15 protein-coding genes and 1 pseudogene are annotated in these 23,152 nt (G+C 70.9%); 4 read left to right on the top strand and 12 right to left on the bottom strand.

The window, feature by feature from the left end; genetic code table 11:
* Nucleotides 1–98 precede the first annotated feature (98 nt).
* Nucleotides 99–3,269: a putative bifunctional diguanylate cyclase/phosphodiesterase gene (locus OHU89_RS47500; protein WP_405654975.1), complete on the top strand. Its 3,171-nt coding sequence runs from the start codon at nt 99–101 to the stop codon at nt 3,267–3,269.
* Between the two features lie 56 nt (nt 3,270–3,325).
* On the opposite strand, the gene OHU89_RS47495 is transcribed toward OHU89_RS47500, so the two are convergent.
* The 3 genes from OHU89_RS47495 to OHU89_RS47485 all read right to left on the bottom strand — a co-directional run bounded on the left by OHU89_RS47495 (nt 3,326) and on the right by OHU89_RS47485 (nt 7,101).
* Nucleotides 3,326–5,155, bottom strand: a complete 1,830-nt coding sequence (locus tag OHU89_RS47495) for a glycoside hydrolase family 15 protein (RefSeq protein ID WP_405652449.1) — start codon at nt 5,153–5,155, stop codon at nt 3,326–3,328.
* Nucleotides 5,156–5,429: 274 nt separating this feature from the next.
* On the bottom strand, nt 5,430–6,407 hold the full coding sequence (locus OHU89_RS47490; protein ID WP_405652447.1) for a UDP-glucuronic acid decarboxylase family protein: 978 nt from the start codon (nt 6,405–6,407) through the stop codon (nt 5,430–5,432).
* A gap of 16 nt (nt 6,408–6,423) precedes the next feature.
* Nucleotides 6,424–7,101, bottom strand: coding sequence for a hypothetical protein (locus OHU89_RS47485; RefSeq protein ID WP_405652445.1), 678 nt, complete (start codon nt 7,099–7,101; stop codon nt 6,424–6,426).
* 431 nt (nt 7,102–7,532) lie between these two features.
* Between OHU89_RS47485 and OHU89_RS47480 the strand changes: the two are divergent.
* Nucleotides 7,533–8,289 (top strand): annotated as a pseudogene (locus OHU89_RS47480) (ISAzo13 family transposase); the annotation flags it as partial.
* 127 nt (nt 8,290–8,416) lie between these two features.
* Here the strand turns inward: OHU89_RS47480 and OHU89_RS47475 are convergent.
* Nucleotides 8,417–9,160, bottom strand: a complete 744-nt coding sequence (locus OHU89_RS47475; protein WP_405652443.1) for a TetR/AcrR family transcriptional regulator — start codon at nt 9,158–9,160, stop codon at nt 8,417–8,419.
* Nucleotides 9,161–9,268: 108 nt separating this feature from the next.
* Between OHU89_RS47475 and OHU89_RS47470 the strand changes: the two genes are divergently transcribed.
* Nucleotides 9,269–10,501 carry an NAD(P)-binding domain-containing protein gene (locus OHU89_RS47470; RefSeq protein WP_405652441.1) on the top strand — a complete coding sequence of 411 codons (1,233 nt, stop codon included), beginning with the start codon at nt 9,269–9,271 and terminating at the stop codon, nt 10,499–10,501.
* Nucleotides 10,502–10,508: 7 nt separating this feature from the next.
* Here the strand turns inward: OHU89_RS47470 and OHU89_RS47465 are convergent, their stop codons facing one another.
* Nucleotides 10,509–11,723 carry an ATP-grasp domain-containing protein gene (locus tag OHU89_RS47465; protein ID WP_405652439.1) on the bottom strand — a complete coding sequence of 405 codons (1,215 nt, stop codon included), beginning with the start codon at nt 11,721–11,723 and terminating at the stop codon, nt 10,509–10,511.
* A 19-nt stretch (nt 11,724–11,742) separates the two neighbouring features.
* The gene (locus OHU89_RS47460; protein ID WP_405652437.1) at nt 11,743–13,098 is read right to left on the bottom strand and encodes a sugar transferase; all 1,356 of its coding nucleotides are present in this window, start codon (nt 13,096–13,098) and stop codon (nt 11,743–11,745) included.
* Nucleotides 13,099–13,365: 267 nt separating this feature from the next.
* Between OHU89_RS47460 and OHU89_RS47455 the strand changes: the two genes are divergently transcribed.
* Nucleotides 13,366–14,568: a glycosyltransferase family 4 protein gene (locus OHU89_RS47455; RefSeq protein WP_405652435.1), complete on the top strand. Its 1,203-nt coding sequence runs from the start codon at nt 13,366–13,368 to the stop codon at nt 14,566–14,568.
* Here the strand turns inward: OHU89_RS47455 and OHU89_RS47450 are convergent.
* Genes OHU89_RS47450 through OHU89_RS47425 form a run of 6 tightly spaced genes read right to left on the bottom strand, consistent with a single transcriptional unit; the run spans nt 14,507 to nt 23,143 of the window.
* A complete protein-coding gene (locus OHU89_RS47450) occupies nt 14,507–16,597 on the bottom strand; it encodes a glycosyltransferase (RefSeq protein WP_405652433.1) in 2,091 nt (696 codons plus the stop codon). The genes OHU89_RS47455 and OHU89_RS47450 overlap by 62 nt on opposite strands.
* Complete coding sequence (locus OHU89_RS47445) at nt 16,594–17,355, bottom strand: polysaccharide deacetylase family protein (protein ID WP_405652431.1); 762 nt, start codon at nt 17,353–17,355, stop codon at nt 16,594–16,596. Before OHU89_RS47445 ends, OHU89_RS47450 begins: the two co-directional genes overlap by 4 nt.
* Complete coding sequence (locus tag OHU89_RS47440) at nt 17,355–18,008, bottom strand: hypothetical protein (protein ID WP_405652429.1); 654 nt, start codon at nt 18,006–18,008, stop codon at nt 17,355–17,357. Before OHU89_RS47440 ends, OHU89_RS47445 begins: the two co-directional genes overlap by 1 nt.
* The gene (locus OHU89_RS47435) at nt 17,932–19,452 is read right to left on the bottom strand and encodes an O-antigen ligase family protein (protein ID WP_405652427.1); all 1,521 of its coding nucleotides are present in this window, start codon (nt 19,450–19,452) and stop codon (nt 17,932–17,934) included. Before OHU89_RS47435 ends, OHU89_RS47440 begins: the two co-directional genes overlap by 77 nt.
* A gap of 8 nt (nt 19,453–19,460) precedes the next feature.
* On the bottom strand, nt 19,461–21,602 hold the full coding sequence (locus OHU89_RS47430) for a glycosyltransferase (RefSeq protein ID WP_405652425.1): 2,142 nt from the start codon (nt 21,600–21,602) through the stop codon (nt 19,461–19,463).
* A complete protein-coding gene (locus OHU89_RS47425; RefSeq protein WP_405652423.1) occupies nt 21,599–23,143 on the bottom strand; it encodes an oligosaccharide flippase family protein in 1,545 nt (514 codons plus the stop codon). The genes OHU89_RS47430 and OHU89_RS47425 overlap by 4 nt, the downstream gene beginning before the upstream one ends.
* Nucleotides 23,144–23,152: the final 9 nt, after the last annotated feature.

Raw genomic sequence — 23,152 nt, 5'->3', positions numbered from 1 at the left:
ACGATCGGTGGAGAAGGCCTAGGTCGACGCGTAGTTCGCGCCCGGCCTCCTCCGAGCAGGGGAGGCTCGCCTTGCGATTGCTGCTGGCCCACCGGCTGATGGTTGTCTACGTCATGCCGACCGCGGGCGCCATCGCTCTCTATATGACCGTTCCCAGCTTGCGGACGCCGATGTGGGTCCTCGTGAGTCTGGGAGGCGCCGCGGCCGTTCTCGCCGGTGTCCACGTCAATCGGCCCGCGCACCGATGGCCCTGGCTGGTGTTCGCCGCCGGGCTGGTCGCCTTGGCTGCGGGCGACACCTACTACAACGTGCAGGAGCAGTACTCCCGGTCTTCCGTTCCGTTCCCGTCGCCGGCCGACGCGTGCCACCTCGCTGTGTATCCCCTCCTGGCAGTGGGATTGTTCGGCCTCGTCCGGTACCGCTGGGTGGACCGCGATCGGCCGAGCCTGCTGGATGCGTTGATCATCACGGCCGGGCTCGCGCTGCCGGTCTGGGTCTATCTGGTGCAGCCGCTCACCGTGCTGGAGGGCCTGACCTGGGAGCAGCGCGCGATTGGCATTGCCTACCCGCTGGGCGACGTCCTGGTGCTGGCGATGCTGGTCCGACTGATCGCCCCCGGTCCCCATTGCGGCCGCGAACGCTCCCTGCAGCTGCTCGCCCTGGGCACCGTCGCACTGGTCGGTTTCGACATCGCCTACGGGATCCTGCGGCTTGACAGCTCATGGGAGGCCGGCACGGTGATGGACTCCGGCTGGATCGTCTTCTACATGGCTTGGGGACTGGCCGCGCTGCACCCCTCGATGAGGGACCTGACTGAACCGGAACGCCGGCCGCAGTCTCCTTTCCCGCCCTGGCACCGGCTCCTGCTGCTCGCTGCGGCCATGCTGGTCGTGCCCTTGGTCCTGCTCCTGGAGGAACGGTCGGGCACCGTCAACGACGTGACAGCGCCGGCCGCCTTCTCCAGCCTGCTGTTCGTGCTCGTGATCCTCCGTCTCGCGGACATGATCGTGGCACACCGCAAGTCCGTGGCGCGTGAACTGACGCTGCGTATGGCGACCGCCTCACTCGTCGCGGCAGAAGGAGCGCGGGAGATCGAACAGTCCTGCAACACGGCGGTCACGGCACTGTTCGGGCCGAAGGTCCGGCACGCGAGCATGCTGCTGTCGGCCCAGCAGGCCCTGTGGCTGTACACCCTCCTGGCGCGGTCTCCCGTCGAACGGTGCAGCACCGGCTCGGACGGCAGCCCGCAGGGCGTGCGGACCGCCACCGCCCTGTCCGGCACCCTCATCGTCGCCGTCCCGGAGCTCGGGCCGGACATCGCCGGCCGGCTCGGCGACCTGCCGGCCGCCCTGGTGTGCCCCATGGCCCAGCCCGACCGCCCGACCGGCGGCGAGCTCCCCGGCGTACTGCTGGCCGCGGGACCCGAGCAGCAGCTCACCGAGATACGCGGCACGCTGGAGATTTTGGCCTCGCACGCGGGGCTGGCGGCGGAACGCGTGGTGCTCCGGCGGGAGATCTCCCGGAAGGAGAGCGAGGCCTACTTCCGCACCCTGGTGCACAACGCCTCGGACGTCATCCTCATCCTCAACGACGACACGACCGTGCGTTACGCCAGTCCATCCGCCGAAGCCGTCTTCGGCAGCGCTGTGCTGACGGGTACGGCACTGCAGGAACTGGTGGATGCGCCAGATCGCGGCCGGGTGCACCGGACGCTGACGGTCCTGCGCAGCAACAAGCAGGAGGAGGCCCACGACCACTGGTGCGTGCTCAAGGACGGCAGCCGCATCGAAGTGGAGGTGCGGTGCCGTGACCTGCGGCAGGACAGGACCGTCGGCGGGTTGGTGATCACCCTGCGGGACGTGACCGAACAGCGCCAGCTGGAGCACGAACTCACCCAGCGAGCCTTCCACGATCCACTGACCGGTCTGCCCAACCGGACACTCCTACTGGAGCGGACCGAGCGCGCCCTGCTGCGCGGCCGCCGGGAGACGACTCTCACCTGTCTGCTCTTCATCGACCTGGACGACTTCAAAATCGTCAACGACACACTGGGCCATTCGGTCGGCGACCAGCTCCTCACCACGGTGGGAGAGCGCCTGTCGAGGATGCTGCGCCGCACCGACACCGCGGCGCGCCTGGGTGGTGACGAGTTCGCTGTGCTGATGGAGGGCGCGAGACAGCCCGTCGATGCCGAAGTTCTGGCCGCACAGGTGGTCCAGGGCCTCAACCGGCCCTTCCGGTTGTCCGACGATTCGGTGAACGTCTCCGCCAGCGTGGGCGTGGCCACGGCGTGGGACAGCGCGGACCCCGAAGAGCTGCTGGCCCTCGCCGATCTGGCCCTGTACTCGGCCAAGAGCGCGGGGAAGCGCCAGTGGCGCCGCTTCCAGCCGGATCTGCGCGACAACATGGCGGCGCGCCACGACCTGCGGGCGCGCCTGGACCGGGCGATCGCCGACGAGGAGATCAGCCTGCTCTACCAACCGGTGGTGGACATCACCGTGGGCGAGGTCGTCGGCTTCGAGGCACTGGCCCGCTGGCCGCACACCCGACACGGGATGGTCCCACCACTCCAGTTCATCGCCCTGGCTGAGGAGACCGGGCAGATCACGCCGTTGGGCGCCTGGGTACTACGGAACGCCGTGGCCGACATCGCCCGACTGCAGAACGGGACCCCACGGCTACTACCGCCGCCGTACGTCAGCGTCAACGTATCCGCCCGCCAATTCCAGGACACGGGCTTCCTGAACGAGGTGCGCAGATCCCTCGACACCGCCGGCCTCCACCCGGGCTCACTGCAGCTGGAACTGACCGAGTCAGTGCTCATGCGGCGGGACGACCACATCGACGCCCTCCTTGGGACACTCAAGGACCTCGGGGTTCGCATCGCGGTCGACGACTTCGGCACGGGGTTCTCCTCGCTGCGCTATCTGCGGGAATTCCCCATCGACGTACTCAAGATCGACAAGACGTTCATCGACGACATCCCGGAGGACCCCAAGCAGGTCGCACTTGTCGAGGGAATCGTCCACCTGGCCGACACGCTCGGCCTGCAGGTGATCGCCGAGGGCATCGAGGAACAGGCACAGCGCGAGCTGCTCGCGTCCCTCGGCTGCCGGTTCGGGCAGGGATACCTGTTCGCCCCGCCGATGAACCTGGAGGAGTGCGAGGTCATCCTGCGTCGGCCCGACGCCGACCCTCCGTCCGGCACGGCAGCACCGCAGCGACCTGCGGACTCGTCGCAGTTCGGGCGCGATCAGCGTCGGGCGTGACCCGGTGATCGTGGTGGTCGGTTCACGACACTGGCTGACCGGCCGGCAGTGACCGATCAACGCCGGCCCGACGCTTGCCGGCCACGGGGACTCCGAGATGGTGCTGCCGACAGGGCGAACGCCGTCTCCGCCAGGGCGATGTGGCTGAACGCCTGCGGTGCGTTGCCCATCTGGCGCCCGGCGTCCGGGTCCCACTGCTCCGACAGCAGTCCGACGTCGTTGCGTACGGCGAGCACCCGCTCGAAGGCCTCGCGGGCCTGTTCGGCGTGCCCCGATGCGGCGAGGGCGTCGGCGTACCACAGGGAGCACGCCACGAACGCGCCCTCGTGACCGTGCATGCCGTCCACCTCGTGCGCGCCGTCACCGCCCGGAACGTACCGCCACAGGAACCCCCCGTGATCCAGCCGCTGCATCTCGCGGACGGTGCTCAGCACCCTGGGGTCCCCGGCGGGCAGGAAGCCGAGCCGGGGCATCAGCAGGGCCGAGGCGTCCAGGTCGTCGGAACCATAGGACTGCACGAAGGACCGCTGCTCCGCGTCCCAGCCCTGACGGAGGACCTGCCGGTGTACCTCGTCCCGCATGGCCCGCCACTCGGCCGAGGATCCGTTGCGGCCCAGCAGCTCCCCCATGCGCAGGGCACGATCGGCGGCCACCCACACCATGACCTTGGAGTGGACGAACTGCCGCCGCGGCCCCCGCACCTGCCACAGCCCCTGGTCGGGTTCCCGCCAGTGCCGCTCCAGGAAGCCCATCATCTCTCCGACCAGGTCCCACACATGGGCGGGCATGGGGATGCGGGCCCGCAGGGACAGGTACAGCGCGTCCATGACCTCGCCGTACACATCCAGCTGGAACTGGCCGACGGCGGAGTTCCCGAACCGTACCGGCTGTGAACCCTCGTAGCCGGGCAGCCAGGGCGCCTCTGTCTCCGGCAGCAGCCGCTGTCCGCCGAGGCCGTACACGGTCTGCAGGTCGACCGGGTCGCCCGCGATGGCCCGCACCAGCCAGGCCAGCCAGGCCGCCGCCTCGTCGCGGTAGCCGCTGCGCAGCAGACAGGACAGGGTGAGGGTGGAGTCGCGCAGCCAGCAGTACCGGTAGTCCCAGTTGCGTTCGCCGCCGATGCACCCGGGCAGCGACGTGGTCGGCGCGGCGACGATGCCGCCGGTGGGCGCGAAGGTGAGCGCCTTCAGGGTAATCAGCGAGCGCACCACGGCGTCCCGCCACGGCCCCTGGTAGCGGCACTGGCCCGCCCAACGCCGCCAGAAGCCCTCGGTCTCCTTGAGCATCGTCTCAGCCGGGACGGACACCGCCGCGGGCGGCTCGGGACGGTGCGAGGGCGACCACGCCAGGGTGAGGGCGAGCCGCTCGCCGGCCAGGACGGTGAAGTCGAGGACCGTGGAGCCATCTTTGCCGTGGGCGCGCACGGGGCCGTCCACGCCCAGCCAGACGGAGTCCGGCCCGGCGACCGCGACGGTGGAGTCGTCGGTGGCCCTGACCCAGGGCACCACGCGGCCCTGGTGGAAGCGCAGGCGCAGTTCGCTGCGTACGGGCACGGCACCCGACAGGCCCTCGATCACGCGGACGACGCACGGCAGTTGGGCGCGGGGCGGCATGAAATCGGTGACCCGGACCGCTCCCTCCGCGGTCTCCCACCAGGTGTCCAGGACCAGCGTGTCGGGCCGGTAGGCGCGGCGAGTACAGGTAGCGGGTGCAGCAACCGGAGCGACCCGCCAGAAGCCGTTGTCCTCCGTACCCAGCAGCGCAGCCAGGCAGGCCGGCGAGTCGAATCGGGGCAGACACAGCCAGTCGATCGAACCGTTCCTGCCGACCATCGCGGCGGTTTCCAGGTCGCTGAGGAGGGCGTAGTCCTCGATGGGCGCGCTCATGACCGGAGCCTCCGTCCCCAAGCCTGGGCACCAGCATTTCCCGCCAGGAGCGGTGCGTACGGTACCGGTGGGCGGTCTCCCTGAGCGATGGGGCCACCACGCACCGGCCGCGACCCTGGTCGAGCAGCCACGGGAGGGCATCGGTGGTCTTCGGCTCGCCGCGCCGAGACGACCGTACGGCCTCGTGCACGAAGAGGGTGAAGAGGCAGACCCCGACCGGCGAGGATGAAGTCACGGAGGCGGGTTCCAGCGTCGCCGCACAGGACGAGTGCGTTCATGATGACCCTCCCGCCGGGGCGGGCCCCTGGGGGCCTACGGATGTGTCCGAGTGGGCCGCGGACCAGGCGACGGTGCGGCGCAACCCCGCCTCCAGCGGCACTACCGGGTGCCAGCCGAGCCCTTCGCGGGCACGCGTGATGACGGGGCGCCGGCGGACCGGGTCGTCGACGGGCAGGGGCAGGAAGCGCAGTCCGCCGTCCGAGCCGGTGATCAGCAGCACCAGCGAGGCGAGTTCACGCATGGTCCACTCGCTGGGGTTGCCGAGGTTGAACGGACCTGCCACATCGGTGTCGACCATGGCCAGCAGGCCGCGGACCAGGTCGTCCACGTAGCAGAAGCTGCGGGTCTGGCTGCCGTCACCGAAGATGGTCAGCGCCTCCCCGTCCAGCGCCTGCCGAATGAAGGTGGAGACCACCCGGCCGTCGTGCGGCCGCATGCGCGGACCGTATGTGTTGAAGATCCGCACGATGCCGGTGTCGGCGCCCTCGCTGCGACGGGACGCCATGGCGAGGGCCTCGGCGAAGCGCTTGGCCTCGCTGTAGACGCTGCGTGGTCCGATGGGGTTGACGTGCCCCCAGTAGTCCTCGTCCTGCGGGTGCACCTCGGGGTCGCCGTAGACCTCGCTGGTGGAGGCAAGGACGAAGCGGGCCTGGTGCCGGAGCGCCAGCCTCAGCAGGTTCTCCGTGCCCCGGCTGCCGGCGGCGAGCGTCTGCAGCGGGCGACGGGAGTAGTCGAGTGGTGAGGCGGCGCTCGCGAGGTGGACGACGGCGTCTACATCCCCAGTGACCCTGGTCCGCTCCGTGACGTCGCACGGGACGCACTCGAATCCGGGCTCGCGCATGAGGTGGCCGACGTTCGCCGCCCGGCCCGAGGAGAAGTCGTCCAGACAGCAGACCCGGTCGCCCCTGCGCAGCAGGGCTTCGCACAGATGCGATCCCAGGAAGCCGCTTCCACCGGAAATGACCACACGCATGGGCTCCTCCTGCCGATCAGCCGAGCCGCGGACGGCCCGGAGCGCACACACGCCGGCCCGCCGAGTGCCAGGCCCGGGCGTCAAGGGTGTTGCGGGCGTCGACCATGGCCGGGTTACGGACCACAGTGGCGAGGCCCGCGGGTCGGCCCGGAGGGGCGCGTAGACCGCGCGCAGCCGCGCCTGCCACGATGCGTTCCGGTCGCAGGGTGTCCTGGATCGCGCATCCCTCGCGCAGAAATTCCGGTTCCAGGCGACGTCGGCGTCGCACCGGCCGCGCGTAGCCGGGCGGCCAGCCGGTCCGCCGTGCCGACCGGCATGGTGGACTTGCCGACCACCGGGCCCCGTTGTGGCCGGCACGGCGCAGCCCCGGTGCCAGTGCGTCCATCACACCCTCGACATGGCGCAGGTCGGCGACGCCCGAGCCGGGCCGCTGCGGGGTGACGACGCAGACGAAGTAAGTGTCGGCGAACCGGGCGACCTCGGTCGACGAGGTGGTGAAGCGCAACCGGCCCGTCGTCACCGCCCGTTGGAACATCCGGGACAGGGCGGGCTCGTAGCGCGGAGGGCGCCCGGCGGCGAGTGCGGCGACCCGCTCCCCGTCGACGTCGAAGCTCAGGACCTCGTGCCCGATCTCCGGCATGCAGGCGGCGTGGTCTGCTCCGGCGTATCCGGTGCCGATGACTGTCAAACGCATGTCGCTCTCCATGGACGGTGTGCGGTCGGCAATTAAAGATGTATATTTACGTCGTATACGTACATTGTTCCCCCTAGGGGGGAGCAGGTCAACACATAGCCTGAAGAGGTTCGGAAGGCGGCCGCCTTCGCCATCTGGCGGGGTCATTCGTCACGGATCCACTGAGGCGGCCCGTCTCGTCCCGGAGGGGCTCGCCAGTTACTTCGAGCACCCCGTCGGCTACGACATCGACGGGATCTGGGATCCCGACTCCATGAGTGGCTCGACGCTCCCTGGCCCTGCCCCGAGCGGGCAGCAGTAGCGGACGCCGCCCTGGGAACCCTGGGACGGGCCCTGTGGTGCACGGTGCTCCCTATGCGCCCCACCGTGGTGGTCGAGACAGATGTCGCCCGGGGCATCACCAGCCGAATCGTGCTGGAGGCCGCTATGGGATGTCGACGCAGGTTGAGGCGAGGCTGGCGGAGAAGTTCCAGGCGCTGTGTCCGCACTTGGACGAGCGTCAGCGTCGGTTGGCCATAGGGGCGGAGGCGCGATCACCGGGGGCATGGCGTGATCAAACTTGTCGCCCGCCCGGCCGGGGCGCGGGAGGGGCACTGTGTTGCGCGGGGCGGCTGAACTGGACTCCGGTGAGGCGCCGTTGGGACGGGCTCGCCGGGAGGGCGGTGGATCTCGGCTCGGGGCTGCGGCCCGCCCTGCCGGCCCTCGTCGAACCGGACATGCGAGTCGACCTATGTCGCCGCTGCGCTGGACGACGAAGTCGACCCGCCACCTGGCCGACGAGCGGACCGGACAGGGCCACCGCATCTCGACGGAGACCGTGGCTGACCTGCTCCGCGAGGAAGGCTTCAGCCTGCAGAGCAACGCCAGGACGGTCGAGAGCCGCCAGCAGCCGGACCGGGACGGGCAGTTCCGCTATATCAACGAGCAGGCAAAGGACCACCAGGCCGCCGGGGACCCGGTGGTCAGCGTGGACACCAAAGGAAGGAACTGGTCGGCAACTACAGGAACGCCGGCCGCGAGTTGCGCCGCGAGGGCGAACCGGCCCGGGTGCGGACCCACGACTTCCTGGACCGGGAGCTGGGCAAGGCCGTCCCGTACGGGATCTACGATCTGGCCGCGAACACCGGATGGGGCAGCGTGGGTACCGACCACGACACCGCGGCGTTCGCGGTGGAGTCGGTCCGGCGCTGATGGAACGGCGGTGGCGCTGGCCGCCGTGGACCTGGACCTGGACCTGGACCTGACAGCGGAGCAGCGGGCCCGGCTGGACGCGGCCCACTGATTCCCCACGCGCGCGTGCCGGCGGCCCGGCTGTTCACGGCGCCTGGGTGAAACGGTCGAGCAGCGCGTCGAGTCCGGCGGTCAGCCCCGCGGGTCCGCCGTGCTCGGCGAGGGCCGGGGCGGCCTTGCGGAGCCTGGGAAGTTCCTGGACCGGCATGCGGTGCAGACCGAGCCGGAACGCGGGGTCGGTCTCCTCGGGGTTGTCCACCATGGCCCGCAGCTCCACGAAGATGTAACCGAGAACCCAGCTGGTGAAGGCCCGGAAGGCTGCGGTGGCCTGCTCCTCGTCCAGCCCGGCATCTTCGAGCAGGGCCAGGACGCGTTCATGGTCCTTGAGCACCGCCAGCGGGCGCCGGGCCAGCGGGACCGCCAGCATGCGGGTGGCCAGCAGCGGTACCGCCTGGGGGTGGGCCAGGGAGACCTGGTAGGTCGCCTGCGCGATCCGGTGCAGTTCGGTGCGCCATCCGGGCTCTTCGGCCCGGTGGTCCGCCGCTCCGGCCGTCGCTGCGCCGGGGCCGGCGGTCAGGTACTCCTCCAGCTCGATGTACAGGGCCTCGACCAGGCCGTCCAGGAGTGCGTCCTTGCTGGACGCGTACCGGTACAGGGCCATGGCCTCCACGTCGAGCTCGGCTCCCAGCCGACGCATGCTCAGCGCCGAGAGGCCCTCGCGGTCGACGAGTTCCAGAGCGGTGGCCAGTACGCGTTCCCGGCTCAGCCGGCCGTAACGCCCGTGGTCCCCGGCACGTCTGCCGGGCGCAGGCTTCCTGTCCTTCGCCATGCCATGCCTTTCGGGGCGTGTACGGAGAAAATGTACGGAGTAAGCGTAGCGGAGCGTGCGATCGGGCGCACGGTTGCAGACCTCCATATGCCCTTATAATTTGGCTATATGGTGCATAGTGGATCAGAAGGGCCCGTTACGGTCGTCGGTGCCGGGCCGTACGGCCTGGCCACGGCCGCCCACCTGAAGGCCCGGAAGATTCCGTTTCGGATTTTCGGCGAGCCGATGGACGGCTGGCGCTCCCATATGCCGAGGGGTATGTACCTCAAATCCTCCCCGTTCTCCTCGTCCATTTCCGCACCCGGTCCGGGACGGGGGCTCGCGGATTTCCGTGCCTCCGAAGGCAGGGAGTTCGGAGGCGAGCGGGACCCGGTGCCCATCTCCGAGTTCGTACGGTACGGACTCTGGTTCCAGCAGCATGCCGTACCCGAGCTGGAACGGGTGACGGTGCGCCACATGGAAAAGGTGCCCAGCGCGGGATTTAGGATCGCCCTGGATTCCGGCGAGGAGTTCGTCAGCCGCGCCGTGGTACTCGCCGTGGGAATCGTCCGATTCGCCAATGTGCCGTCCGTGCTGGCCCATCTGGCCGACGACGGACTGGTCTCCCACACGGCGGACCACGTGGACCTCTCGCCGTTCGCGGGACAGCGCGTGGCCGTGGTGGGAGCAGGGCAGTCGGCGCTGGAGAGTGCCGCGCTGCTGCACGAGGCGGGCGCGCAGCCCACCGTCGTCGCGCGGGCAACCTCGGTGGTCTTCGGTCCTCCTCCGCCGGACGACCAGCCGGCGCAACGTTCGCTTCGGGTGCGGCTGATGTACCCGAACTCCCTGCTGGGCGACGGCTGGCCTCTCGTGGCTTGCAGCAAAGGGCCCGCCGTCTACCGGCGCCTTCCCGACCGGGTCCGCGCCCATTTCCTGCGGACCGTTCTCGGACCGTACGGCGCGTGGTGGCTTCGGGACCGCGTCGACGGACACTTCCCGGTGCGGTGCGGCTTCAGCATCGGCTCGGCGACACCCGGCAGCGGCGGTGTACGGCTTCAGTTGCGGCGACCGGACGGGGGCTCGCAGGCCTTGGAGGCCGACCATGTCATCGCCGGGACCGGCTACCGAGTGGACCTCGACAGACTGGAGCTGCTGAGCCCCGAACTGCGCCGCGAGGTGGTCAGGATCGACGGTGCCCCTCGGCTCTCGGCCGACTTCGAGTCCTCCGTCCCCGGCCTGTTCTTCACCGGGCTGGCCGCGGCTCCCACGTTCGGGCCGCTGCTGCGGTTCGTCTCCGGGGCCGGGTTCGCGGCCGGACGGATCAGCACCGCACTGGGGAACCGCGGTGTGGCGCACGGATGAGCAGGTGTCACGCAGGGGTCTTCTGTTCGCGCAGCGGCTTGGTGAGACGCCGTGCGACCGCGCCGCCGAAGAGGACTGACTCGACGACGGCGGGCAAGGGATCGTCCCAGCTCAGCCAGGCGCGTTCGGTTCCACGACGGGGCAGCACCGCGGACGGGAAGCGGCGCTCCTGCCAGGCGCCGATGGTGGCCGACAGCATGTCCAGCTGGCCCACGACGAACATCCGGCCGTGGGTCTGCGGCCCGCCGGGGATCCGCTGCCCCGTCAGATCCAGGTACATCGCCCGGACCGCGTCGATGCCCTCCTCGGACTCGAAGAGCCGGGACTGCGCCCCCAGACGGGGGTTGAAGTCGACCAGCTTGTAGAGGCCGTCCCGCCGGTCGAAACGCCAGTCGAGATCGGCCAGACCGCTGTACCCGATCCGTAGGCACAAGTCCGTGGCCAGCCCGGCGAGTCGGGGATTGGGCCAGGACCAGGCTCTGGTGGTCGCTCCGCTGCGCACGGGCCAGGACCGGACCTTGTACCCCGTGAAAACGACCCTTGAGGTGCCTCGCTCTGCGCAGTAGTGGTGGGTGATCCAGTCCTCGGCGTCGGGGGCCGGGATGTACTCCTGCATCAGCACCGAGGGGGCTTCGCTCGGCCCGATGACGGCAAGCAGTTCGTCCTCGTCGGACACCACGGTGGTGTGCGTTACGACGGGCGCACGCACCCTGGTGTACGCCTCCAGGTTCTTCAGCACCAGCGGGTAGCCCAAATCACGGCCGAGCGCGACGAGTTCCCTCCGGTCGGCGGGCGCGTGGGCGCGGGGCGTGGGCACGCGATGTTCGGTGCAGATGCGGCGCAGGCCGTCCTTGCTTGTCAGCACGCGTGGCAGAGCGGCCGGCACCGGGGGCAGCAGGAACCACTCCGCGAGGCGTTCGGCGTGCTCGGCCAGCAGTACGGCGGACTCGTCGTCCGTGGGTACGGCGACCGTCCTGCGGCCGATCGCGCGGCCGAGCCGCAGCAGTGTCGAGGTCAGGTCCCGGGGATCCTCCAGTCCCGTCGTCGGTACGACGAAGCGGCCTGTGAGGTGGCGGGACACGGCGCAGGGTGTGAAGCGGTCCTCGACCATGGCGTACACGGGTACCCCGAACCTGCCCAGGCTCCGCAGCGCACCGAGGCAGCCGTGATTCTGCGGGGAGGGGCCCACTTTGACGAGCAGGGCGGGCACATCATGGTTCATGGTGGCCTCGGTCCGTCAGTCAGTACGCGCCGGTCCCGCGGGCGACCGCACCCGGGGTGCGCGCCAGAATGTGCAGGTCCAGGGCGGTCGACCAGTTCTCCACATAGCTTATGTCGAGGCGCACCCGCTCCTCCATCGGAAGCTCGGAGCGTCCGCTCACCTGCCACAGGCCGCTCAGCCCGGGCTTCACCAGCAACCGGCGTTGTCTGATGTCCTCGGGCAGGGCGCAGACCTCGTCCCGCGGCAGCGGGCGCGGGCCGACGAGCGACATCTGGCCTGCCGCCACGTTCAGCAGCTGGGGGAGTTCGTCCAGCGACCAGTGACGCAGAAACGCTCCCACTCGGGTGACCCGGGGATCATCGACGATCTTGAAGAGTGCGCCGTCGCCGTACTGGTTGAGAGCGGCGAGTTCGGCCTTGCGCTGCTCGGCGCCCTGGTGCATCGTGCGGAATTTCAGGAGGGTGAACTCATGGCCGCGAAGCCCGACCCGGTGGTGTCTGAACAGCGCCGGGCCCGCACTGTCGAGCCGTACGAGCACTGCGATGGCCAGCATGAGCGGGAGAAGGAGGATGAGACCGGCTGCGGCGAGCAGCCGGTCGGTGAGTTCTTTGGGGATGCGCGGGAGTCGGGAGAGCGTGGGCCCGCGCAGCTCCATCAGCGGGAGCCCGGCGACCGGTGTCACGGCCAGGCGGCCGGCCGCCACGTCCGCCAGCACCGGTGCCAGCATGAACTCGACGCCCTCCTCCTGGAGTTCCCAGGACAGCTTCCGTAGTTCGGCGGCCTCCAGACCAGGACCCGGCAGGGCGATGACCGCGTCGCTGCCGGTGCGCCGCACTGCTTGGACCGTGTCGTCCACGCCGCCGAACACGGGCACCCAGTCGGGGACGACGCCGTCGGCGCGGGCGGGGTCGGTGAGGCACACGCCGACGATCTCGAGTTCGCGGGCGCTGTTCCGCTCCAGAATGGAGATCAGCAGCGAGGCGGAATGGGTCGGTCCGACCACCACCGCCCGTTCGAGGTTCTGCCCGCGTTGCCATCCCGCGCGTATCCGCAGTTGCCGGATCTGGCGCAGCAGGAGCGTCGCCGTCGTGGTGATGGGCAGTGCGAAGAGTGTGTCGTGCAGCAGGCCGGCCCCCGGTACGAACCACCAGGCCACGCTCGCCCCGACGACGACCAGTCCCGCAGCACGCAGCACCCGGCGGAATTCGTCCGTCCCGGCGCGCAGGCAGTGCTGGTCGTATGCCCGTTGCACCGCGAGGCAGAGGACCCACGCGATGGGCAACACGGCAGGGACGAACCATTGGCCGAAGAGCAGCAGGACCGTGACGGATGCCGCGAGCGCTGCGAGTACGTCCATCGCCAGGAACGGGATCACCGGCACATGGCATTCGCCGGTCCGGTGCGGAGTGTCGGGGATGCCTCGCTGCGGTAGCGGTGACGTGTCCCCTCGGGCTGTCCTCACCGTCGTCATCGGATAGCACCTCTCGGAGAGCTGTTATGCGTACGTTTACGTTGTAAATTTACATTTTGCACCCTGAGAGGAGTCAGGTCAAGAGAGGGGTCTTGACCTCAAGGGTCGAGGGGGGCAAGGTGTACGTATACATCGTAAACGTACGTAGTCACCCTAAGAAAGGTCGTTGCGATGAACATCCTGCACGTCGCGCAGTCGAGCGAGGGCGGCGTCGCGACCGTGGTCGCCGATCTGGCCGGTGGGCAGTGCGCCCGAGGGGACCGGGTGGTCGTCGCCTGTCCGCCGGGCAGCCGGCTGGCCATGGCGGCCGGGAAGAGCGGTGCCGAGGTCCTGGCGTGGACCGCCCGGCGCGCTCCTGGACCCCAGCTCCTGCGTGAAGTGGAGGCGCTTCGGCGCATCGTGGATTACGCCCGCCCGGATGTGGTGCACCTGCACAGCTCCAAGGCGGGACTCGCCGGCCGGATCGCCCTTCGCGGGCGGCTGCCCACCGTGTTCCAGCCTCACGCATGGGCCTTCGATGCCGTCACGGGGCTGTTGCGCGTGGCCACCGTTCGATGGGAAAGGGCCGGGGCCCGGTGGACACACCGGCTGGTGTGCGTCAGTGAGGGAGAGCGTGTGCAGGGCGAGGCCGCCGGAATACCGGCTCCGTACGTCGTGATCCCCAACGGGGTGGACCTTGGTCACTTCGATGGTCTCGAAGGCCTGACACGTGAGGCGGCAAGGCGCCGACTCGGCGTGGCTCCCTCCGTACCGCTCGCGGTGTGCGTCGGGCGGCTGTGCAGGCAGAAGGGTCAGGACGTCCTGCTCAGGAGCTGGGGAGGGATCGTCGACCGAGTACCAGGCGCGCAGCTCGTTCTGGTCGGGGATGGGCCGGACCGGGAGATGCTGGAGAACCGGGCGTCCTCCGGCGTGGTTTTCGCCGGAGCGGTCGAGGACCCTCGGGACTGGTATCGCGCGGCGGATCTCGTCGTCTTGCCTTCGCGCTGGGAGGGGATGGCGCTCGCACCGCTGGAGGCCATGGCATCGAGCCGTCCCGTTGTGGTGACGGACGTGACGGGAGCACGCGAATCGCTTCCCTGGGGCCACGCATCGCGCGTCGTGGTGCCGCCCGACGACGCCGAGGCGCTCTCCGGCGCGGTGGCATCCCTGCTGTCGGACCGCGCGACCTGCGACATCCTGGGCCGGCAGGCGCGTCTGCACATCCGCCGGAACCACAGCGTGGGCCAAGTCGTCGAGCGCATGTACACGGTGTACGAAGATGCCCGCAGCGCCTGGGGTGCGAGCACCGGCCGCTCACCGGCTGACGGGGCGACTACCGGGTGGCCCATCCACGTACGGCACCCACCGTCTTGGCAAGATCGCGTACGGCCGTGACCAGGGGGATGACGGGCAAGGCGGCCCAGTGCCGCCCGTGGACGGCCCGTGCCACCGGCAGCGACAGGTAGACGGCGGCCGCAACGGCTGCGACGCCTCGGGCACGGGGGCCTCGCAGCACCGCGGCGGGGGCGGCGAGGTAGGCGACTCCTCTCAGGACATCGCGGCCCAGCAAGCGCACATCGCCCAACTGCCCGTTGCCCTGGCCGTAACGGAAGTACATCACCGTGGTACTGCGGAGTGTCGGCCGCTGCTCCCAGTCCACTTCGGCGGAGAGGACCAGGGCGGCACGGCGGCCTGCCGCTATGACACTGCGGGCGAAGGCCAAGTCCTCGGCTGTCTTGAGATGTTCGGCGAACCCGTGGGCGTCCTGCCACGCCTCGTGGCTGAAAGCCATGGAACGACCGCTGGGCGTGGACGCCTCGAATGCCCGGCCGAAGCAGCGGCAGTACACACGCGTCCAGGGCCCCGGATGGCGGGCCTCCTCGGGAACCGGGTATCCCACCAGCGCCATGGCTTCGGCGGCCACCCCGTGGCCGCTCACTCGGTACCCGCCCGTCAGCAGGTCGGCCGGGTGTGGTTCGGCCCACGCCGCACGCAACCGGGCCAGCCAGTCCGGAGCGGGGACGCAGCCCGCGTCGGTGCAGGCGACGAGGGAGTTGCGAACCGCGCGGACGCCGGCATTGCGAGCCGTGGGGAGGCCTCGGTGGGGGATCCGGAGAACACGCACTCTGGAGTCCCTGGACGCCCAGGTGGCGGCTCGATCGGCCGTGTCGTCGGTGGAGCCGTCGTCCACTACGACGATCTCGTCGCCGTCCACGGTGAGTTGCGGCAGCAACAGTTCGAGGAGTCGGTCGACACCCTCTCCCTCGTTCCAGAAACAGGTCATGACCGATATCGGTGCCGTACCGGTCAGCCCCGCGCCCGTCAGGCGAGCGGCTTGGGCCAGAGCCTCCGCCAGCAGATCAGCGCACGGCCCCGGACCGGGCGGGGAGACGGCCTGGGTCTTCCCGGCCCTGGCCGGCTCCGCGCGGGTGCCCGGATCCGAGAGCCGGCGCAACGCCGCGGCGATTTCGGCGGGTTCCGCGGGCGGCACCGCAACGACGCCCGGTTCTCCTGGCCATCCTGTCGACCCCTGTGTCACCGCATCGGCGGCGGGGACGAGCCGCGATATGTCAGGCACCCGACCGGTGAAGTCGACCCGATCGGCTATGCCCAGGTCGATCGCCAGCGCCGCAAGCCGCTTCCGCTCGGCCGGCTCGGCCGGCTCGGCCGGCTCGGCCGGCTCGGCCGGCTCGGCCGGCTCGGCCGGCTCGGCCGGCTCGGCCGGCTCGGCCGGCTCGGCCGGCTCGGCCGGCTCGGCCGGACCCTGGGCATCGACCACGGCGAGTCTCCATCGCGACAGTCCGGGCTGGGCGAGCGCCGTGAGGGCGTCGTCCAGGCCATTGTCTCCGGCCGGCCGCGCGGCGGTGAGCAGCAACAGTTCGTCCTGGCCGAGTCTTACCCCTCGCCGGATCAGTTCCGCACGCGCCGTCTCGGGAGACAGCGCGGTGCGGCCTGACGCGGGGAAGGGCACCAGCGTGGCCTTGGGGTGCCTCGATGCGTCAAGCAGAGCAGCCTCCGTCGCCACACAGCCATCGGTCATGGTGGCCAACACCGCCATCAAGGGCCCGTCGAACGAATGGTCGTGTTTGGCCCACACACACCGGACCCCGGCGAGCCACGCGGCCGGAGCGGCTGCCAACGCCGCCTTGACCCCGTTGGCGAGGAGCACGTCAGGGCGGTCGGCGCGCAACTGCTGCGTCAGCCATGCCGTTGCTCCACCGAGTGCGGCGACGGAGTTGCCGGCGGGACGCACGACGCACGGCACCCCTCGACGCGTGAACTCGTCGCGCAGCGGCCCGTCCACCAGCAGGACAGCCTCGACCGCCAGCCGATCGGTGGCATCCAGGAGAGAGAGCAGCCAGGTCCCGGCTGCATCGAGGGCACCGGTGGGTGCCACCACGGTCACGCGCAGCCGATCGGTCATGTGGAACTCCTCTTCGTTCGGCCCACCAGGGAGTGCAGGGCCGGACGCAGCCCGGGGACGCGCCCGGTCATCTGCCGCAGCGCCGTGTAGCCCGGCCGTGTCTTCATCAGGAAGGTCGTGTCCGTGTCGACGGAGGTGACATCGACACGGGGGACGGCAAAGCGGCCTGCCCTTTCGTGCACGCTGAACCCGATCTCGAAGCCCGCATCGGCCACGGCTCTGCGGGCCGCGGCATCATGGTCTCCGTAGGGGTAGGCGAACGCGCGAGGCCGGCGGCCGGTGAGATCGGCCAACGCCCGCAGGGCGTGGGTGACATTGCGGGCCAGCGTCCGGGGATCCGTGCCCGCCAGATGACTGTGGTCCCATCCGTGGCATTCGACATCAAGGCCCGCCCTGACCAGCTCCCGCACGCCGTCGGCGTCCACCAGTGGCTCGTCGGGCATGTCTGCCATCCAGACGGACCTGCCGCCGAGCAGACCGCTGAGCACGAAGACCGTGGCGGGCACGTCGAGCTCCCGCAGCACGGGCAGCCCCTCGTCGAGGAACGCCCGGTAACCGTCATCGAAGGTCAGCAGCACGCTTCGCCTGGGGACATCGCCGCGTAGGTATCTGTCGAGCGTCAAGGGTGTCCAGCCGCGGTCGAGCAGGGTGCCGAGCTGTCTGCGCAGGCTCTCCGGCGAGACGAACAGATTGTGGGGATCGCGCGATGTACTGCGCGTGCCGATCCCGTGATACATCAACACCAAAGCGTCGCTCATCAGATCTCCTTGGCGGCTCGACGACTGACGTGCCGGACGCCGAAGGTCACCCATCCCGCGACCAGCAGGGCCGCGACGATGGCGACAGCGCGAAGCAGCGTGCGGGAGGGCTTGCGCTGCGCGGCGGCCGGATCGGCGGGAGCGGTCACCTCCCCGGAGATCAGCTTGTCGCTGTCGGTGGCCCCGGCGACCACGGAAGCGATCGCGTTGGCGGCTTCGGCGGCCTGAGCGGAGTCCACGACCGTCACCTTGATGTCGACGTTGGCCGTCGTCTGCTGCACCGACACCGACACAGCGTCGCGCAGCCGTGCGGTCGTCATGGAGCTGCGCCGGGCCGCGGAGTCCAGTGTCGTACTCGCACCCGCCACCACCGCGTACTTGGTGGCAGCCAGTTGGACGATGTCCGCCTGGACGCCGGGCGCGCGTGGCGCGAAGGAAACGGTACTGGTGACCGCGTAGCGAGTGGGCTGCTGCGCGATCGCGGCCAGGCCGACGCCGAGCACGACCAGCCCCGCGAGCAGCCCCGCGAGGATCGCAGGCCGATTGCGACGGACGCGACGGGGGACCTTGTCCTGGTCATTCCTCTCTTCCGGCTGCTTTTCCGACTGTGCCCGGGGGTACCCGGCCGACGTCGAGGCTGTCGGATTCTTCATTTCGGCCACCTTTGGGATCGTCATTGCCGGGCATCGCCGACCGGGTACGGGCACATGCCGCGAGCAGGCCGATGAGCAGCCATGTCACCGTCCCCAACACGGGGTTGCGCAGGGAGTAGTCGACGGTTCCCTGGGCGATGACGGCGGCGAGCGCCGCGGCCGCCGCGGCCGAGACACCGCTTTCCACTGAGACCGCCGAGGAGGGCGTGAGCCCGTGGCCGCCGCTCGTGAGGCCGGCGGCCACACCGCGATTGCGCAGTGCTTCCCGCGAGCCCACACCGATCGCGGTGACGAGCGCCGCCACCCCCAGAACCCCCTGCTCCGCGCCCACGGTGAGGTACAGGACGTGGGCGTGCTCGACCTGCCGTACATCGGTGGACTGCGCCAACCCCTGTGCCGCCGCTGCCTGATAGGCGGCGGGGCCGCTGCCCAGCAACGGCCGCTGAGTCATCTGCTGGACGGCCCCGGCCCAGGCGGCGGGCCGTTCGTCGTAGGGACTGCGTTCGCCGGTGAAGATCGAGGAGAGACGTTCGGCGAAGACCGGTGACCCCGATGTCGCGGGCACGGCCACCAGCAGTCCCATGACCACCGCGCCCACACCCGTCAGACAGATCAGCAGTGGCCGGCGAGCCCCGCGGAGCAGCACCATCAGGACGGCCAGGCCCGCGACGGCACCGATCCAGGAGCCGCGGGAGAGGCTGAGTACGAGTGCCGTCAGAGCCAGTACCGAGGCGACTGCGCACAGCGCGCTCAGCGTCGTGCGCCGTCGGCGCAGGGTGACGATGGCCATGGCCAGGCTGAAACAGAGCATCATCGCCGCGCAGAGGCCGAGTTCGTTGGGCTGCGCGAACGTTCCTGTCGGCCGGTTGTCGACCACTGTCGCGTTGTACTGGGCCTGAAGGTTCGGAATCGAGGTGAGGACGCTGCCGCACAGCACTGCCCCCCCGACGACGACGGCCATCGCCAGCACCAGGAGGTCGGTACGCCGCTCCGGCGCCGCGACGGCAGCCGCCGCCAGGGCCAGCCCGACCAGATAGTTCACGCACTGCGTCAGTGAGTGGCTCGGGTTGAAGGTCGTGAGGGTGGACAGGAGCGCGGACACCACCAGGAGCGCCGAGGCCGCGATCACCGGAGACCAGCCGACGCGCCGTCCCCGGCCGTTGATCCGCGCCGCCAGCACGATCATGGCAGCGAAGGCGGCGGTGATCTGCACGAGGTTCATGGCCAGGGGCAGTTGGATGCCCCCTGCCGGAAGGAGCAACGCGAAGCCGGCCACGGCCAGCACCGGTCGACGGATGGCGGCAGCCACCAGCAGGACCAGCACCGGTACGCCGAGGAGGAGTCCGAGGCCGAGGGGGACACTCCGCCCGCCAACCCACAGGGCCGCGGCGGTCAGCGCGGCCGCGCAGCCGACGCCGAGGGCGGTGCGTCCGTCGAGTCCCATCGCCCGGATCACGGGGCCCCGCCCGTATCCGTGGTGTCCGACGGTGCGGCGGTCCGCACGCGGTCGGCCAGCCCGCGCAGGGCACCCGCGGCCCGGGCCGCCGCGAGAGTACCGACGGCCGGTGGAACGGCGGGCAGAGCGGCCCAGCTGCCACGGCGGACGGCCCTGACGACCGGCGGCGAGAGATAGGCGCAGACCACGGCGGCTGTCACCGGCCGCATACGTCGGCGCGTCACCGCCGCGGCCAGGATGCCCGCGTACACGGCTGCCCGGACCGCTGCCCCGGCCAGCTGCCCGCGGTCCGCCAGACGCCCCAGCTCCTCACCCTGACGGAAGGCCTGCTCCCAGCCGGCCTCGGCGCAGTCCACCACGGCGGAGCCCACCACGGCGGCCCGGTGCCCTGTCTCCGTCACCGCCCGCCCGAAGAGCGCGTCTGCGCCCGGCGTGGGCCGTTCGGGGAAGCCGCCGGCGTCCTGCCAGGCCTGGCGGGTGAAGGCGAGCGAACGCCCGGACGGTCCGGTGGTGCAAAGGCCCCGGCCGAAGAGCAGCCGGTGCATCCGAGTCCACGGTCCCGGACCGCGTCGGGCCTCCTCCGGGAGCGGATACGCCAGGGCCACGGCTTCGGAGAACACTCCGTGACCTGCCACCCGGCAGACCCCGGTCAGCAGGCCGGCCGGCTCCGGCTCGGCAGCCGCCGCCCGCATCCGGGCCAGCCAGTCCGGCGCGGGTACGCAGTCCGCCTCGGTACAGGCGATCAGCGCGTTGGCCGCTTCCCGGACACCGGCGTTGCGCCCCGCCCCAGGCGTCGCGCCGGGCCGGGCCAGCAGCCGGACCCGGGCGTCGCGGGACGTCCAGGCAGCCACACGCCGGGCCGTGTCGTCGGCCGAGCCGCGGTCCACCGCCACGATCTCGTCACCGTCGACGGTGAGCTGACGCAGTAGCAGCGCGAGGAGTCCGTCGATCGCCTCGCCCTGGTCCAGCACCGTGACCACCACCGACACCGGTGCCACTCCGCGCAGGCCGGCGCCGGGCAGCCGGGCGGCCCCGGACAGCGTCTGCGCGAGCAGCCGGGCACACTCGGCCGGACCGGGATTCGCGGCGGTCCTGCGGAGTCCGGCCCGGCCCATGGCCGTCCGGGTGTCCGGGTCGGCGAGCCGGCCCAGAGCGTCCGCCACCCTGTCTGGGGCGGCCGGTGGCACGGCGATCCCGCCGGGGGGTGCCGCCGCCGGACCGGCCACCCGGTCGGCGACCGAACCGGGCCCGGTGGTGATCACCGGTACGCCGTTGAGCATGGCCTCGATGGCGGTCCCGCCGAACGCCTCCTGCCCGGGCCCGGTGCCGTCGGGCTTGGTGAGCAAGGCGACGGAGTCGGCTGCCGGGATGATCCGCCAGGCGTCCTGGATCCAGCCGGCGAAATCGACGCGGTCCGCCACTCCGAGCTCCTCAGCCAGCGTGGTGAGCCGTTGCTGCTCGCCCGGATCGCTCGGGTCGGCGGGGCCGACCACGGCCAGGCGCCAGCGCTCACCGCCGGGCCGCGCGAGGGCCGTGACCGCGTCGTCCACGCCCTTGTACGAGACCAGCCGGCTGATCGTGAGCAGCAGCCGTTCGTTGCCGTCGAGTCGCGCCCCGCGCCGGGCCAGTTCCTCGCGGGCGGCTGTGCGGGGCAGAGCGGTTCCCTCCGGCGCGGGAACCGGTACGAGCACGGCTCGCGGGTGGTGCGAGGCGGCGATCAGCCCGGGTTCGGTGCCGATGCAGACGTCGGTGACGGCCGCCAGCGCCCGGGTCAGGGGTCCGTCGTAGGAGTGGTCGTGTTTGGCCCAGACACAGGGCACCCCGCAGAGCCGGGCGGCGGGGGCGGCCGCCACCCCGGCCTTGATGCCGTTGGCGAGGATCACATCGGGTCTTGTGGCGCGCAGCCGGCGCAGCAGCCACGCGTCGGTGGCGGCGATGGCGGCGGCGGAGCGGCCGGTGGGACGCAGGGCGCACGGGATGTTCCGCCGGGCGAACTCGTCCCGCAGCGGCCCGTCGGCCAGCAGCACGGCGTTCACATCGAGCCGGTCGGTGGTGTCGAGCAGGGAGAGCAGCCAGAGTTCGGCGCCTCCGACGACCCCGTAGGGCGCCACGATGGTGACCCGCAGCGGACCGTTCATGTGAGCCTCCTCCGCCGGAGCATTCTGCGTAGGACCTGCACCTGGTGAGGGTCGGTGCGCTGGGTGACCAGCAGCCAGCACGCCACGTACAGCGCTGCCGCGCCGAGCAGGGCCGGTGCGAGAGGCAGGGGCGCCAGCAGCGGTGCGCAGGCGAGAGCCGACGCCGCCACGGCGGGCAGCAGAACCCGGGGCAGCCTGGGCGTTCCCATCCTGGTCCGGCCCAGCAGAATCAGGGCGGCCGCGTAGACCGCGTACGAGAGAGTGGTGGTGAACGCGGCCGCGAGCCCGCCGTAGCGGGGGATGAGGGCGAGGTTCAGGCCCAGGTTCACCACCAGCGCGACCAACGAGCTGTAGAGCGCGCGCAGGGTCGGACCGGCCGCGACGACGGAGAAGGAAGCAAGGTAGGACATGCCGAAAAAAAGAGGTGCCGGGGCGAGCCAGGCGAGCATGCCGGTCCCCTCGTCGGCGAACTGCGTGCCGAACAGAATGCGCAGCACGCCGTGTCCCCGGCACCACAGGAGCGTCGCGTACGGGACATACACCGCCGCCATCATGCTGATGCCCAGCTCGGTGTAGTGCTGGACCCGCTTGGGCTCGGGGGTGCTCGCCATCAGGGGGAAGAGGACCCGGGCGGCCACGAAACCGACGAACAGCGTGGTCTCGAGCAGGCGGTAGGCGGCGGCATAGATACCGACCGCCCGGTCGTCGACGAACCAGGCGATCATCACCGTGTCGATCCGGAAGAGCACCATCAGCACCAGCGAGGCCACGCCGATGATCCAGGTGCCGCGGTTCAGCCGCACCAGACTCGCCCGGGACACGGCATGCCAGTCGGGCGCGACGCCCGTGCGCCGCGTCAGCACGGCGGCGGTCAACGGCCCGACCAGGGTCCCCGCCAGAAACGCCACGGCCAGTCCGGTGAGCCCGGTGTCGCCGAACAGCGCCGCAAGAGCCGCGCCCGCGGTCAGCAGCCGCTGCATCAGGTGGACGATCGCCATCATGCCCTGCCGCTCCAGCACGGCGGCGGCGGACCGGTACGCCTCCGTATAGGTGTCCATCAGTACGGCGGCGACGATGAGCAGTCCGGCCGCGGCACCCTGCCGGCCGGACAGTGACGTGAGCCCCGTCAGCGCGCCGACGACCGCGAAGGCCAGGACGACAAGGAGGGTGCGCATGGCCAGCAGCTCGGCCAGCAGGGCCCGCAGGCGCGTCGATTCGGCGCTGGCCCGCTGGATCACCACCGCGTCGTACCCCCACATCGGCAGCACGGCGGCGAGCATGCCGACCGCCAGCGCATAGGAGAAGGCGCCGAAGTCGGCCACGCCGAGCATCCGGGCGGCGCCCACGGTGAGGACCAGCATGGACAGCTTGCCGACGATCTCGGCGGCGCCGAGAGTCAGCGCGGTGCGGGCGGTGTGCACCGGCCGGTCCTGGACGGGTCTGCGGCCGGCGGGGCCGGCGCGCCTGCGTCCGGTGGTGGCCCGGATGTCGTCGGGGTGCGGGTCGGCGGGCTCCTCGCTCAGAGCCCATCCCCGCTGCACGGCGGCAGG

It is taken from the genome of Streptomyces sp. NBC_00019, assembly GCF_045041015.1.
Taxonomy (GTDB): Bacteria; Actinomycetota; Actinomycetes; order Streptomycetales; family Streptomycetaceae; genus Streptomyces.
This window is presented reverse-complemented; position numbering and strand designations above follow the sequence as displayed.